14 protein-coding genes are annotated in these 14712 nt (G+C 66.5%); 6 read left to right on the top strand and 8 right to left on the bottom strand.

Annotated features, from left to right (window positions below; genetic code table 11):
• Positions 1-93 precede the first annotated feature (93 nt).
• Positions 94-321, top strand: a complete 228-nt coding sequence (locus tag ABV518_RS08550) for a DUF6480 family protein (RefSeq protein ID WP_367766477.1) — start codon at positions 94-96, stop codon at positions 319-321.
• A gap of 56 nt (positions 322-377) precedes the next feature.
• Here ABV518_RS08550 and ABV518_RS08545 read toward each other — a convergent pair whose 3' ends face one another.
• The 3 genes from ABV518_RS08545 to ABV518_RS08535 form a co-directional block, all read right to left on the bottom strand.
• Positions 378-1442 carry an EAL domain-containing protein gene (locus ABV518_RS08545; protein WP_367766476.1) on the bottom strand — a complete coding sequence of 355 codons (1065 nt, stop codon included), beginning with the start codon at positions 1440-1442 and terminating at the stop codon, positions 378-380.
• 173 nt (positions 1443-1615) lie between these two features.
• Complete coding sequence (locus ABV518_RS08540) at positions 1616-3157, bottom strand: putative bifunctional diguanylate cyclase/phosphodiesterase (protein ID WP_367766475.1); 1542 nt, start codon at positions 3155-3157, stop codon at positions 1616-1618.
• Positions 3158-3178: 21 nt separating this feature from the next.
• A complete protein-coding gene (locus tag ABV518_RS08535) occupies positions 3179-4789 on the bottom strand; it encodes an ATP-binding protein (protein ID WP_367766474.1) in 1611 nt (536 codons plus the stop codon).
• Positions 4790-5046: 257 nt separating this feature from the next.
• Between ABV518_RS08535 and ABV518_RS08530 the strand changes: the two genes are divergently transcribed.
• Positions 5047-5808 carry a class I SAM-dependent methyltransferase gene (locus ABV518_RS08530; protein ID WP_367766582.1) on the top strand — a complete coding sequence of 254 codons (762 nt, stop codon included), beginning with the start codon at positions 5047-5049 and terminating at the stop codon, positions 5806-5808.
• Between the two features lie 8 nt (positions 5809-5816).
• Here the strand turns inward: ABV518_RS08530 and ABV518_RS08525 are convergent, their stop codons facing one another.
• Genes ABV518_RS08525 through ABV518_RS08515 form a run of 3 tightly spaced genes read right to left on the bottom strand, consistent with a single transcriptional unit; the run spans position 5817 to position 9277 of the window.
• Complete coding sequence (locus ABV518_RS08525; protein WP_367766472.1) at positions 5817-6809, bottom strand: ribokinase; 993 nt, start codon at positions 6807-6809, stop codon at positions 5817-5819.
• A complete protein-coding gene (locus ABV518_RS08520) occupies positions 6806-8233 on the bottom strand; it encodes an MFS transporter (protein WP_367766471.1) in 1428 nt (475 codons plus the stop codon). Before ABV518_RS08520 ends, ABV518_RS08525 begins: the two co-directional genes overlap by 4 nt.
• The gene (locus ABV518_RS08515) at positions 8234-9277 is read right to left on the bottom strand and encodes a nucleoside hydrolase (protein ID WP_367766469.1); all 1044 of its coding nucleotides are present in this window, start codon (positions 9275-9277) and stop codon (positions 8234-8236) included.
• A 245-nt stretch (positions 9278-9522) separates the two neighbouring features.
• Here ABV518_RS08515 and ABV518_RS08510 point away from each other — a divergent pair, with 245 nt between their 5' ends.
• Positions 9523-10500: a LacI family DNA-binding transcriptional regulator gene (locus ABV518_RS08510; protein WP_367766581.1), complete on the top strand. Its 978-nt coding sequence runs from the start codon at positions 9523-9525 to the stop codon at positions 10498-10500.
• Between the two features lie 79 nt (positions 10501-10579).
• Positions 10580-11704 (top strand): glycerate kinase, encoded by a 1125-nt coding sequence (locus ABV518_RS08505; RefSeq protein ID WP_367766468.1) that lies wholly within the window; start codon positions 10580-10582, stop codon positions 11702-11704.
• Positions 11705-11713: 9 nt separating this feature from the next.
• On the opposite strand, the gene ABV518_RS08500 is transcribed toward ABV518_RS08505, so the two are convergent.
• A complete protein-coding gene (locus ABV518_RS08500) occupies positions 11714-12376 on the bottom strand; it encodes a DUF6766 family protein (protein ID WP_367766466.1) in 663 nt (220 codons plus the stop codon).
• Positions 12377-12414: 38 nt separating this feature from the next.
• A complete protein-coding gene (locus ABV518_RS08495; protein WP_367766465.1) occupies positions 12415-12909 on the bottom strand; it encodes a DUF6328 family protein in 495 nt (164 codons plus the stop codon).
• 217 nt (positions 12910-13126) lie between these two features.
• On the opposite strand from ABV518_RS08495, the gene ABV518_RS08490 reads away from it, so the two are divergent.
• Entirely contained in the window at positions 13127-14026 is a 900-nt protein-coding gene (locus ABV518_RS08490; protein ID WP_367766463.1) for an SDR family oxidoreductase, read from the top strand.
• Positions 14027-14074: 48 nt separating this feature from the next.
• Positions 14075-14581 (top strand): hypothetical protein, encoded by a 507-nt coding sequence (locus tag ABV518_RS08485; RefSeq protein ID WP_367766461.1) that lies wholly within the window; start codon positions 14075-14077, stop codon positions 14579-14581.
• Positions 14582-14712 lie beyond the last annotated feature (131 nt).

The raw sequence follows: 14712 nt of genomic DNA, 5'->3' as shown, positions 1-14712 counted from the left end.
TGTCCCGTTACCCTTCCAGAATTATCAGCATGCTTACAATTAGTCCAGGGCTGAGGAAGTGGCCGCAGCCTGTCCAGGAAGGAACCAGCACCCATGAGCAGCTACCATCCGGAAAATGATCCCGCCAATCCCGACAAGCCCGGTGGGGAAAGCGATGCCGGAACTGATCAGGCACGCACGCCGACGGATTCAGCCGATACTGCCAACCCTGATCCGCTCGAGGGAAACATCACCGGTCTGGAGCCGGGTGGGGGAGTCCCGCCCGGGGAAACCCCGCCGGCGGAAGACCAAATGAGCGGGGACCAGGGGCACAGCGAATAGCTGGTGTTGGTGAGAGCTTGTCGGAACCACGTTTCGGCAAGCTCAACACCACGACGTCACCGCTTGTCGGCTCTGCCTGACGCGCCCTGGGCCACGTTCTCCGTACCGGAGAGCTGCCGGATGATGCCGTCCGGATCCTTTGCCGTGTTCCAGGCCGCCCATTCTTCGGGCCGCACGGACGGCCGGCCAAGCAGGTAGCCCTGGCCTGCGCTGATGCCAAGATCCGTCAGCACCTGGAGTTCCTCGCGCGTTTCCACGCCTTCGGCCACCAGTTCAGTGCCGATCTGCTCGGCGAAGTCCACCATGCAGGCTGCCAGCGCCTGCTGGGTTGGATCAACGTCCACGCCGCTGATGATGTCGCGCCCCAGTTTGATGAAATCGGGGCGCAGATGCACCATCCGGCTCAGCGCGCCGGCTCCGGAGTAGGAGTCGTCGATGGCAATGCGCAGGCCGCGCTCGCGCAATGGAGTAATTGCGGAAATGAAATGCGGGTATTCGTCATCCGGAATTCCCTCGGTCAATTCGAGCACAATCCGGTTGACCGGCAAATCGATGTGGTCGAACAATTCGGGCAGCCGCGGATCAATGCAGGACGTCGGCGAGACGTTCAGGGAAACGTAGAGATGTGGGGGGAGATTTGCGGCGGCGTCCGCAGCGGAGCCCAGCGCGGAGAATTCCAGGTTGGCTCCCAGCCCTACTGATGCAGCCTCGGCAAACCACAGCTCGGCGCCGGCGCCGTCGTCACTGACGAACCGCGAGAGCGCCTCGACGCCCACCACGCTTTTGCTCGCCAGGCCATAGATCGGCTGGAATGCGGTCATCAGCATCCGGCTCTCCAGCAGGGCGCTGATCCTCGAAAGACTGCGGATGGCATCCAGGCGTTCAATCAGCTGCGGCGGCATGGCATCCCGTGGGAACGCCGCGCGGGCAGTGTCCGGGGTTCCGCTCTCCAGGCTGTCCTGTTGCCGGTTTTCCAGCAGGTGTTCCAGGAGCGCCCGTTCAGGTACTCCCGGGTTTTCGTCCAGGCGGTCGCTAAGACGCTGACGTGTGGCTGCCTGGGCGGGGTCGGACCCCGCGAGGACAGCCGCAATTACTCCCCAAGCCTGCACTCGAACCGACATTAACTACGCCCCCAGTTGACGAAGTAATGACCCGTTGGCCCCGTAATTGTTCAATTTCCAGAAACCTTCGGAATCAGCAACTTCTGATTGAATCCGATCTCCCGCGCAGTGTAATTCTGACACCGCATCATGATCGTATATCGGGTAGGGCAAAAGTACATCCCTTTTCACCACTATGGCCGTATATTCCCAGCTGGGAAGGCCGCGGCCACCAGTGCCGGGATATCCTCCGCCGGCAGGGGTTTACTGAAGAAATAGCCCTGTGCGCTCAGGCATCCGAGGCTTCTCAAGTGCTCAGCCTGTTCGGCGGTTTCAACGCCCTCCCACACGGCTTCCAGCCCGCACGCCCGCACCAGCTGCAGGACCGCGGCCACCAGGGCGGGCTGGTTGGGATCAGTGCCCAGCCCGACGATGAGGGAGCGGTCCACCTTCACGCGGTCCACCGGGAGCCGCCGGAGGTAGCTGATGGATGAATAGCCCGTCCCGAAATCGTCGATCTCGATCCCGACACCCAGGCCGCGCAACCCGCCCAGTGAATAGCGGTCCAGGTCGTTGCCCTTCACGATGGCCATCTCGGTGAGTTCCAGGACCACCTGTTCGGGCCGGACGCCAGTCTCCTTGAGCACCTCCCGGACATCCTCGATGAACTGGAGGCTCTGCAGGTCAGTGGCTGAGATGTTGATCCGCACAGAGAACCCGCTGTCCACTGCGTCGTCCTCCACCCACCGGCGCAGCTGCTCCACAGCAGTTGTGAGGACCCAGCGGCCAAGCTCGGAAATCAGCCCGGCCTCTTCGGCCAGGGGGATAAATTCATCTGGCATGATCCGGCCCCGGGAGGGGTGGTTCCACCGGATCAGCGCCTCTACGCCTTCGACCCGGCCGGTGGCCAGCTCAACCACGGGCTGGTAGTTGAGCACCAGCCCCTCGCCCTTAAGCGCGGACCGGAGGTCGTCCAACAGCTGGCTGCGGAGCCGGCGCACGAGCAGGAGCCCGGGCTCGAAGATATGGAGCCGGTTCAGGCCCTCGGCCTTGGAGGCGTACATGGCGACGTCGGCCTGCATCAGCATTTCCTCGGGCCCCTGCCCGGCATCCCCGACGCTCAGCCCGACACTTGCTGCGCAGCGGATGCTCCGGTCGGGAAGCTCGATGGGTTCCTTGAGCGCGGCCAGGATCCGCTGCCCGACGACGGCGGCCTGGTCGGCTCCCGTGGCCGGCATGACGATGGCGAACTCGTCGCCGCCCAGCCGGGCAACAACGTCGGTGGCCCGGACGGCGCCCCGGATGCGGTCCGCCACCGTGATCAGGACCTTGTCCCCGGCCGTGTGGCCCTGGGTGTCGTTGATGGACTTGAACGCGTCCAGGTCCAGCAGGAGGATGACAGGCGGCAGGGTGTCACGCGCCCCGTCGGACTGCGCCGACTTCAGAGCGGTGAGCAGCGCCGAACGGTTGGCCAGTCCGGTGAGCGGGTCCTGCATGGCCATTTTCTGCATTTCCAGGTGCGCCTCATGCAGGAGCTTGGTCCGGACTTCCACCCGCTGTTCAAGCTCTTCGTAGATGATCTGCAGGTCCTCGGCAAGGAGGTTGGTGCCCATGATGATGGCATCGAGCTCGTCCCGTGCGGGGGACACTTCAATCCTTGAACTCAGGTCGCCGGAGGCCAGCCGGACGATGCCCTCCAGCAGCTGCGAAAGCCTGGGGTCATTGTCAGCGAACACCTGGATTGCTCCTTCCGGCGATCAGCTTGCCGGGGACGCGTCGGTGCCCAGGGGCAGAGTCACGGTTACGGTGGTGCCGGCTCCCAGCTCCGAGGCGACATCAATGCGGCCGCCATGCCGGCTCACGATGTCCTTCGTGATGGCCAGGCCCAGCCCGGTGCCCGGGACCGCCCCGGACATTGCGTTGGAGGCGCGGTAGAAGCGGGTGAAGACGTGGGCGATCTCCTCACTGGAAATGCCCATTCCGGTGTCTGTCACTCGGACGGTGGCCCAGCGCGAGCCGTCAGCGGCGGCGTGGGCGAAGCTGCCCACATGGATTTTTCCTCCGCCGGGCGTGAACTTGATGGCATTCGAGACCAGGTTGGTGAAAACCTGCTGCAGCTGCACCTCATCCCCCATAAGTTCAGGATCCTCCTGCGCGGGTTCCAGCGCTATGGTGACATCCTGCAGCGTGGCCAGCGGACGGAGGGCGCCGGCGACGATTTCCAGCGTGCGGCCCAGCCGGATCGGCGTCAGGTGCAGCGGGCCTTCCCCGCCGCCGCTGCGGGAAACGCTCAGCATGTCCTCGATGAGCATCCGCAGCCGTTCCGTGTTTCGAACCACGATGTCCAGCATTTGGTGAACCTCCGGCGAGACCGGATCGGCGGTGCTCTCCTGGATCATGTCCAGGTACGCCATGATCGACGTCAGCGGAGTGCGCAGTTCATGGTTGACCGTGGCCAGGAAGTCGGTCTTGGCCTTGTCCAGCTCCTGCAGCTGCTTGACCACCTGGAGCTGGCTGCTGATCAGGTGGCTTTGGATCAGCCCGTGGGCGGCATTGCCCGCCACGTGCTGGATGAGTCCCAGTTCGGCGCGTGACCAGGCCCGGGGGCTGTCCAGCAGCGCGATCCACAAAATACCGAGGGAAGAATTCCCTTCCCCCATGGGCACTACTACCGACGCTTTCGCGTGCAGGTCCTCCAGTGATTTTGGCAGCCTGATGGAGCCGTCCGAGCCGTCCGTTGTCAGCACTTCTGCCCTGGCCCACAGCTGGTCCGCGGTGGAGCGCGCGGCGGCTTCGTCTTCAAGCGGGCCGACCGGAAGCGGATCCAGCCCCTGCCGGCTCCACTGGGCGGTAATGGCAGGTACGCGTTCGTCCTCGAACGTGGTCAGCCAGACGTGGTCGGCGCCGAACGTTTCGCCGAACCCCGTCACAACGTAGTCTGCGATTTTCTGTGGATCATTGGTTCCACGCACGGCCGCCGAAACCAGCCGGAGCTGCTCGCGCAGGGCCTCGGCCTCCTGCCGCGCCCGGCTACGCCGTTCCACGAGGTTGATCAGGGCGGTGGCGCGGTGCACCAATTCCTTCGCCACCGGCGGCTTGGCGATGCAGTCGCGGACGCCCGTACCCTCCATGGCCGCGATCTCCGCGCGGTCGTCCAGGTCCACCAGCACCAGCACGGGCACGCGGCTTTCCCTGGGGGAGAGGGAACTGTCAACGACCAGAACGGAAGGCTTGCCGCCGTCGAGCACTGAGAACAGGGCCTCGGCATCCTGGGCCGTGTGGACGAGGTAGCCGGCTGCGCGGAGGGCCTCGGCACTGGACTCGAGCCGGCCGCCGTCGGGGTCGGCCACCACAGCTGTGCGTTGCATAGCTGTGACAAAGGGTGTGTCCGTTGCCACGATGCTCCCTTCGCTCCTAATTGAGTACATTCTAGGGGGACGCGGCGACGCTGCTCCTGTAGCGACGGGCGGAGTATGACGGCGCGAAGGATGCGGCCGCCGCAGGGGTTATGACGGCCGGCAGCGGCGGCATGACGCCAACGGACGTATTGGTGCCCGTCGGGACATATATTTGGACCGTGTCCTCGCCAGTAAAAACACTGCGCTCCGCGCTGCGGAAGTACCTGATGATCCCTAAGCTCATCAGGCTGTCCCGCTCTGCGCCGAAGGACAGGAACGTGGCCTGGGACCGGTACTGGGCGGGAATAGCCAGGACCGGTGCGCAGAGTGAGGTCCTGTGGGACTCCGGAAGCGACCACGAGGTCATTGGTTACGCCGACGTGCTGGGACGCCACTTTGATCCGACGCTTCCGGTGGTTGATGTCGGGTGCGGCCACGGCAGCTTCACGCGCGCACTTGCCCCGTTGTTTCCGCGGGCCGTCGGCGTGGATGTATCCGCCCACGCCGTGGAACGGGCCCGGAACGGGTCTGCCGGAATGGACAATGTCACTTTCCTGATTCGCGACATGACCCAGCCCGGTGCCGGTGCGGGCCTCGCCGGGAACACCGACGCCAACGTTTTTATCCGCGGCGTGCTGCACGTACTCGAACCGGCGGACCAGGCGGCCCTGGTGGAAAACCTGCGGCAACTGGTGGGCAGGCGCGGTGCAGTATTCCTGGCCGAAACGAACTTCCAGGGCAACCCGGTGGAGTACGTCACCCATCTGGGCGCCACCATTGAGGCCATCCCGGCCCCGCTGGAACGGGCCATCCGCGAACTGCCGATGCCCGGCCACTTCGGCCCTGCCGAACGCAGCCGGGCCCTGCCGCCGGAGACCTGGGAACTGCTGGAGGACGGCCCCACCACCATCGAGACGAACCCGATGACCGGGGACGCGGCTGCCAGCCTCGTCCCCGGTTACTTCGCGGTGCTGAAACCCCGCGCTTAGGTCCGGCACTAAGCCCGGGCCAGCAGCCGTTCGACGTCGGCCGTGCCGGGGTAGGCGGCCTGCGTCCCCTTCCGCGTCGCTGCCAGGGCGGCAGCCACAGAGGCGAACGCGGCAGCCGCAGCGAGGGGGTCTCCCGCTGCCAGGCGGGCCGCCACGGCACCGGTAAACGCGTCACCCGCGCCGGTGGTGTCCACCGCCTTCACCGCGGTGGGCGCAATCCTCGTGACCTTCGGTCCGGCCGCCTGCGAATCCAGGACCACCGAACCGTCCGCGCCCAGGGTGACCAGGACCCGGTCCAGCCCGCGCTCGGCAAAGCGCCCGCGGATCCGGTCCCAGTCGGCGTCGTCCGCCGCGGCACCGGGCATCGCAGCGTCCGGCACGTCTCCTGAACCCAGGAACAGCGACGCCTCGTGGGCGTTGACCAGCAGGACGTCCGCCAGTTCCGCCAGTTCCTGGCTGATCCCGGCGTACGGCGAGAGGTTCAGCAGGACGGTGGCGCCGGCGTTGTGCCCAGCGCGTGCCGCGGCCTCCACCGTTTCGGGGCTGACCTCGAGGCAGAGGCAGACGACGGCGGCGCCGTCGAACGCGTCCGCCGCGGCAGAGACGTCCGCAGGAGACAGGGTCCCGTTGGCGCCTGCGGAGATGATGATGTTGTTTTCGCCGTGCGCGTCGACGGCGATGACGGCCACCCCCGTGGCCTCGGGGACGCTCCGGACATGGCCTACGTCCACTCCGGCGCCGGCCGCGGAAGACAGCAGCATCTCGCCGTTGGCGTCGTCCCCCACGGCGCCGATGAGGCTCACATCCGCGCCCAGCAGGCTGGCGGCCACGGCTTGGTTGGCGCTCTTGCCGCCCGGGTTGACGGCGAATCCGGTGCCGTGGACCGTCTCGCCCGGCAGCGGGAGCCGCTCGCAGTAGATGGTCAGGTCCGCGTTCAGGGATCCGACGACGACGATCCTGCCGCCCTTTTCGACGGCGGTGCCCGCTGTTCCGGTGCTCATTCGGCCACCTCAGCCTCAACGGGCTTCGGGATCAGCAGCGAGGCGCCGAACGCGGCAACGGTGATGACCAGGCCGGTGACCACAACGGTCAGGTAGGAGGCCTTCGGGTCCCCGAGTGCCGACGTCGCCACCAGCACGGCCGGCAGCACCAGGAAGCTGAGGCCCGCACCAAGGTTGAAGGCACCCGCATTCATGCCGGGCAGGAAGCCGGGATTTCCGGCGGGGGAGAGCACCACACCAAGGCCGTTGAGCATGATGTTGACCGTACCGGCGTACATGATGCCCAGCAAGACCGTTCCGGCGATCATCAGCGGCAGGCTGCTGAGACCGAAAAACGCGATGATGGCCAGGGCGGCGACGCTGCCCAGCATGCCGATCCGCAGCACCCTGGTGTAGCCGAGCACTGGCGCCAGCCTGCCGCTGATGGGTCCCACCAGCCAGCCGAGCAGGGCGTACGGGGTGAGGATGATCAGCGACATTTCTGTGGGGCCGACGCCGAACCCTGGGGCTGCCGCCTGGACGTAGGCGGGGATGATGCCGTTGATGACGGCGAAGATGCCGGTCATGGTCAGCGTGGTGGTCAGCAGCGGCGCCCAGGTGGAGCGCTGGCGCAGGTGCATGGTTTCCACCATGGGCTCCTTCGCCCGCTTCTCCACCGTCCAGAACGCGTAAAACGCGACGGCGGCAACGGCCACCAGCCCGATGGCCAGCATCACCGTGCCGGCTGAGAACGCGCCCACCAGCTTGGAGCCTTCGTTCAGCGCCGTGAGCAGGGCGCCGACGGCCACCACGATGAAGAACACGCCCAGCCAGTCCATGGTGGTTCCGGCGGCGGGCTTGCTTTCGCCAGCGAGGAGGGCGATCAGGGCGGTGGCCACCACGGCCAGGACCACCATGAGCCAGAAGATGCTGCGGAAGCCGAAGTGCTCGGCGAAGTAGCCGCCCACGAACGAGTCCACGCCGGCCACGCCGCCGTTGACCGCGGTGATGAGGCCCATCAGCGTGCCGTACTTGCGCGGGTTGCTGACGGCGGAGCGCAGCATGATCAGGCACAGCGGAACGGTGGGGCCGCTGACGCCCTGGATGATGCGGCCTACAAAGAGCCACGTGACGTCCGGGGCCAGCGCCGCGATGACGGAGCCGACGGCCATCAGGAGCATCATGCCGATCAGGATCTTTTTGCGGCCGATGATGTCGCTCAGGCGCGGCAGGAAAAGGGAGAACAGTGCGGCGGCGGTGAAGAACCACGTCTGGGACAGCCCGATGACGGCCTGGTCGGTGTTGAGTTCATTGCCCATGGTGACCAGGGCCGGGCTGAGCATGGAGGCATTGAGCTGGAACGCCACGCAGGCTGCCAGCAGGGCAACCATCAGTGCGGTGACGTTGCCGCGGGAGGTCCTGGTTTCAAGGAGTGTGGCGGTCATTTACTTGATCCCTCCGATGGTGACATCGGCACGATCCTGGCGTTCGACGTCGGCCGTGTTGGCGTTGGTGCCTGCCTCGCCGGTGAACGGCTCACCGATCCGGACGAGGGCATCGGTGACAAGGTCCCAGAACCGTCCGTGGTCCAGGTCCACGGCGACCGAGGTATTGCAGTCGGCGGGAGCCGGGGCGCGGAAGTCGGCCACGGTCATGCCGAGGGTCAGCTTGCCCTGGAGTTCGATGTCCACAGGCACCTTGCGGGTGGTGACGATGCTGGGGTCGATTACGTAGGCCACGGCGCAGGGATCGTGCACCGGCGGGTAGTCGAAGCCCTGGGCGTCCTTGTACGTCTGCGTGAAGAACTCCATCAGTTCCATCACGAACTGCGCCGGCTTGGTGCCGATAGCCGCGATCTTCGCCACGACCTCCGGGGTGGCCAGTGCCTGGTGGGTGAGATCCAGGCCCACCATTACCACGGGCCACTTCTCGTTGAACACGATGTGTGCGGCTTCGGGGTCGATGATGATGTTGAATTCGGCCACGGCGCTCCAGTTGCCCACGTGGTAACCGCCGCCCATCAGGACAACTTCCTTGACGCGGTCCACGATGCGTGGTTCCTTGCGCGCCGCCATGGCGATGTTGGTGAGGCCGGCGGTGGGGACCAGGGTCACAGTGCCGGGTTCGTGCGCCATGACGGTGTCGATGATGAGGTCGACGGCGTGGCGCGGGTCCAGTTCGATGGCGGACTCGGGCTGCGCGGGGCCGTCCATGCCGGACTCGCCGTGGATGTCGGGTGCGGTTTCGATGGTGCGCACCAGCGGCCGGCCGCAGCCGGCGGCGAACGGAACTCCGGTGATGCCGGCGATGGTGCCCACCGACAGGGCATTGCGGGTGACCTTCTCGAGGGTCTGGTTGCCCACCACGGTGGTGACGGCCAGCAGCTCGATGTCAGGGTTGCCGTGCGCGAGCAGCAGCGCCACGGCGTCGTCATGCCCGGGGTCGCAGTCCAGGATGATCTTCTTGCGGTTTACGGGGTTGGGGTCCACGTTTGTCTCCACGTCATTGGGGGCCTGCCGGGCTGGGTGCCGGCAGGGCGCTAAAGCAATCAAGGGAGATCATGGCATCTCCGCAGGCGTTACGTCAAGCGCTTAACGTAGAAGGCGTCAAGCGCTTGATGCCTTGCGTTGCCTGATGGCGCCGATTGGCCCTCCGCGCCGACTACCATCGAGGTATGGAAACCGCGGAGCGCACCCAGCAGCAGCCAGGCCGGGGACCGCGGGTCACGGCGGCCATGGTGGCTGCCCGGGCCGGCGTCTCGACGGCGACTGTTTCCCTGGTGGCCAACGGCAAGACCCGGGGGCGCGTCTCCGAGGACAACATCACCCGCGTGCGGGACGCCATCGCCGAACTCGGCTACGTGGTGGACAGTGTGGGAAGCTCGCTGGCCAAGGGCGTGAGCTCCATTGTGATCCTGGTGGCACCGGACATCTCGAACCCGTTTTTTGCCAAGGTGATCGCCGGGGTCAGGGAATCCCTGGGTGCGGATTACCAGCTCCTGCTGTCCGTGACGGACGCCGGCGAGTTCCCGCAGGCCCACGATGTCCGCAAGCTGCTTGCACTGCGCCCGGCCGGGCTGCTCGTGGACGCACCCAACTCCGACTTCCTCGAGGACCTTTCGGCTCCGGGGCCGCTGGTGCTGCTCGACGCCCCGGGGCTGGAGTCGTACGCACCCTCGGTGAACCTAGACGTCGCCTCCGGCGCGCGCCAGCTGGCGGCGCACCTGGCCGATGCCGGCCACCGGACCGTGGCCTACGTTGACAGCGTGACCGGCACTGCCACCTTCGACGTGCGGCGCTCCGCGTTCCTGGATGAGGCCACGGCGCGGGGGATCTCCGTGCCGTCCGGCTGCATCGTCAGCACCACCATCGACGTCGGCGCGGCAGCGGCCGCCTTCACCCAGGCGTGGCCGCAGTGGCAGCAGGCCGGGGTCACCGCCGTCGTCTGCGGAACGGACACCCACGCCTACGGCGTGCTGCAGGAAGCCCGAGTGGCCGGCGTGCTGATCCCGGAGCAGCTCGCCGTGGCGGGCTTCGACGACCTCCCCTACTCCGCCACCAGCAATCCCGGCCTCACCAGCGTGCACTTGCCGGCCACCCCGCTGGGCCTGAAGGCGGGGGAGCAGCTGCGCGCGCTGATGGAGGGCCGGCCGCTCGAGCAGGCCCAGCTGACCCTGGCGAGCTCGCTCGTGGTGCGCGGCTCCACCAGCTGACCCGCTCCCGAAAGCTTCACGTGTCCGTATTACGGATTGGGCAAGCGCTTTCCGGCCGGGGGCTGGCATGATGGAGCGCATGCGCATTCTCATTGCTCCGGACAAGTTCAAGGGCTCGCTGACCGCCGCCGAGGCGGCCGCCGCCATCGCCGAAGGGGCGCTCCGCGTCTACCCCGATGCAGTCGCCACCCAGTTCCCCGTGGCCGACGGCGGCGAAGGCACCCTGGAAGCGGCCGTCTCGGCAGGCTATGAGGAACGGCTCAACGCGGTGGTCGGCCCCATCCTGGCTCCCGTCGGGGCTGCCTGGGCCATCCGCAAAACCGCGTTCGGCGGCGCCACCGCCGTGATCGAGACGGCGCAGGCCTCCGGTCTGGCCGAAATGGATCCCACCCCGGAGAATTCCCTCCGCGCCCACAGCTACGGCTGCGGGCAGCTCGTGGCCGCGGCCCTGGACGCCGGGGCAACGGAAATTGTGCTGGGCCTTGGCGGCTCGGCCATGACCGACGGCGGCAGCGGCGCCCTGCGCGCGCTCGGCCTCAAGCCGCTGGACTCCGCCGGCAACGTGGTGCCCCTGGGCGGCGGGTCACTCGCCGACGTCGTGGCCCTGGATACGACCGAACTGGATCCGCGGCTGTCCGCCGTGCAGTTCCGGATCGCCGTCGACGTCCGGAACCCGCTGTACGGACCCGAGGGAGCCGCCCACGTCTTCGGGCCGCAGAAGGGTGCGGACGCCGACGCCGTTGAACTGCTCGACGCCGGCCTCCGGAACTGGGCGTCAGTGCTGCGGGAGGCCACGGGCCGGGACGTCAACATTCCGGGCGCAGGCGCAGCAGGCGGGTTCCCGGCGTCGTTCCTTGCCTTCACTGACTCCCGGCTGGAAGGCGGCTTCGCGCTGGTGGCGGGGCTCACCGGGCTGGCCGAGCAGCTCGCGGACTCGGACCTGGTGATCACCGGCGAGGGTTCCATGGATTCCCAGTCGCTGACAGGCAAGGCGCCCATCGCGCTCGCCGACGCCGCCCGCGAACGCGGCATCCCCGTCATTGTGGTGGCCGGCCGGATCCTGGTCACGACCGAGGACCTCGCCCAGCACGGTGTGGTGGCCGCAGCCCAGCTGCTCGATGTTGCGCCCAGCCCGGCTGAGGCGATCTCCAACGCCGCCAAGTACCTGACCTGGGCCACCACCCAGGTGCTGGAAGGCGCCTAAAAGGCGGTTTTACGCCCCGGTCTCGTAATGCGGTTCAGCCACCGGCTTCGACTCGGGCGAGCCCTTTTCGCGGAGGTAGACGGACGCGCCCACCAGGACAGCGACCGCAAGGAATTCGCTTTGCCAGTTCTGGAAGGACTGGAACCAGAACTGGCTGGTTCCCAAGAAGTCCAGCAGTGTCACCGTGGGCTGGCCATGGCTCATCTGCTCCTCGTTGTACGCCGCCGTGCCGCCCAGCGCATGCAGGGCGAATGAGGCGACGAACAGCGCCAGGAGCACCAGGGACAGTGAGTGCTCATAAAGCTTGAGCACAAGGCCGCCGCGCTTCACCGGCCACGGCGTGGCGGCCTTGATGGGGGCGTCGCGCGGATCCTCGTCCTGGGGCGCCTTCTTGCCCATTGGCTTGGACTCGGAGGAGCCCTTCTGGAACAGGAAAACCGTCAGGATGACATACATGGCCATCTGCAGGAATTCCGATTCCCAGTTTTCAAAGGTGGCTTCCACGAAGTCGCCCGTGGACAGGTATTCAAGGACAGAAACGGCCTGCTGCCCGTGGGCGGCCTGCTCCTCGCTGTAGGCGGCAGCGCCGGAGAGGATCATCCCGCCGAAGAACACCACGAATAAACCGGCGTTTGCCAGCAGCAGTCCGTGTTCCCTGGCCCATGTGCGCATCTTTGCTCCCGTTGCTGTTTGTGCGGACTCCCGCCCGGCTATTGACCTTTGGCGCGGTGGTTCAGCCGGAGCGGGACGTAGACCAGCAGCACCAGCAGGACGGCCAGCAGGATGCCCCCTGCGGTCAGGCCCGCGGAGCGGCCCGCGGTGACGTCAAAGACGAGGGACGCCGTTCCAATGCTGAGCATGCCCACCCCGGCCAGGGCGATCTTGGTGATGGTATCCGCGCTGGAGACCAGCGTCTCCTTGAGGCGCTGGCGGAACAGTCGCCGATGAACGCTGACCGGGAGCAGGATGAAGGCGGTGGTGAGGGTGGCAATGACCACGTTGACGAGGTAGAGGGTGACCTGGAAATCGTCGAGGCGCCCGAAACGCTCCTGGAAGGGCAAGGTCAGCAGGAAGCCGGCGAGGATCTGGACGCCGGTCTGCAGCACCCGGAGTTCCTGCAGCAATTCCGCCCAGTTCCGGTCCAGCTGTTCTTCGCGGGTCTCGTTGCGGCCGGTGCTCCCGGTGTAGTCCTCCACATCCGACATGCCATCTCCTCCCTCCGCCCGGGTACTGCCTGCCGCGGAGTGCCTGCTGCAGCGCCGGGTGCTCCAAAGCTAGGCCGAAGTTGCGCCAAGATCAACGTTTGATAAGTTTACTGATTATTCGGCCCGAACGGTGGACTTTGCTTCACCCGCCGGGATAGTTTCGAAGGGCCGGAGCAGGCAGGACTCTCGAAACCTTTTCGACGTGAGTAGGTGGACTATGAGCGATACGCAGAAACAGACCGACCCGCCCACAGACCCCAGGGGCGGCTACCACTCCGGGCCGTTCCCGGAGCAGGAACAGAAGCAGCCGGGCCTGACGGCGCCCATGGATCCCCAACCGGACCACGGCGAGTATAGCTATGAGGGGCACGGTGTCCTGCAGGGTAAGGCTGCGCTCATTACGGGCGGTGACTCAGGAATCGGCAAGGCGGCCGCCATTGCCTTCGCCCGCGAGGGGGCCGACGTCGCCATCTCCTACCTGCCGGAAGAGGAAGACGACGCCCAGGACACGGCCAACTGGATCCGGAAAGCAGGCCAGCGTGCGCTGCTGCTGCCCGGCGACGGGCGGGAGGAGGAGTTCAGCACCCGGATCGTGGAAGACACCGTGGCAGAGTTTGGCGGCCTGGACGTCGTGGTGCTCAACGCGGCCTACCAAAAGAACCGGGAGAGCTTCGAGTCGCTCCCCACCGAGGAGTTCGACCGGGTCTTCCGGACCAACCTCTATTCGCTGCTCTGGACGGCGCGCGCCGCGGTTCCGCACTTGAAAGCCGGCGCCTCGATCATCACCACAGCCTCCATCCAGGCGTTCAACCCTTCGCCGGGGTTGATCGACTATGCCATGACCAAGGCAGCGCAGGTGGCTTTCACCAAGGCACTGGCCCAGGAACTGGGACCGAACGGGATACGCGTCAACGCCGTCGCTCCGGGCCCCATCTGGACGCCGCTGATCCCGGCGACCGAATGGCCGGACAAATTGCCCAAGTTTGGGCAGGACACGCCCTTGCAGCGAGCGGGCCAGCCCGCCGAACTTGCAGCTGCCTATGTGTTGCTGGCCTCTGACCAGGGGTCCTACATTTCGGGCGCCGTGCTGCCAGTGACCGGCGGCAAGGGCCTGTAGCAGGAAGTTTGCATGTCAGATTCATCCACATCCACAACAGGAGGAACCATGAGTCAGGACAACCAGTCGGAAGAGGAAGTTGGGGGCTACGGCACGCCGACGGCGGAGCAGGAGATGGGCGGTGCGGACAACAAACAGTTTGCCCAGCCCCGTGAGGAGGAGGACTTTGACGCTGCCGGCCTGAACCAGGACAGCGCCACTGGCGAAACCTTCCCCACCGGCTCACCCAACCTCGGCCACTTGGCTGACGAGGACCAAGACAGTGCCGGCGAGCCCGGGGCCGGCCGCTTCGGGGGCACGGACGACCAGCTCCACGCGGAAGCTGACACCAACGATCCCGGGTTCGAGCCGGGGGTACTGCCGGTCCCGCGCGATGCTGACGTCCCCTCCGCGGAGGCCGAAATCGACGAATCCAACGCTGATGAGCAGGGCGCTGAGCCGTTCTCGTCTGAGTCCGGGCAGGAGGCCGCAGGCCTGCCGGATGGCAGCGGGAATGATCTTCCGGCTGAGAAGGCCCCCAAGGATGACGACGGGGAAAGCTTCGACGCCGGCTAAACGCCAGGTGCCATGCACCGATAACGAAAGGTGCCGTCCGGCTGTGCGCCGGGCGGCACCTTTTTGTTGCCTGGGCCCAGTACTTTCGGGCGGGACACCGCCCCCGCAGGCCGATCCGGACGTATCCTAAT

The sequence above is a fragment of the Arthrobacter sp. HS15c genome, assembly GCF_040812005.1.
GTDB lineage: Bacteria > Actinomycetota > Actinomycetes > Actinomycetales > Micrococcaceae > Arthrobacter.
Note: the sequence above shows the minus strand (reverse complement) of the source record. Positions and strands in the feature narration are given on the sequence as shown.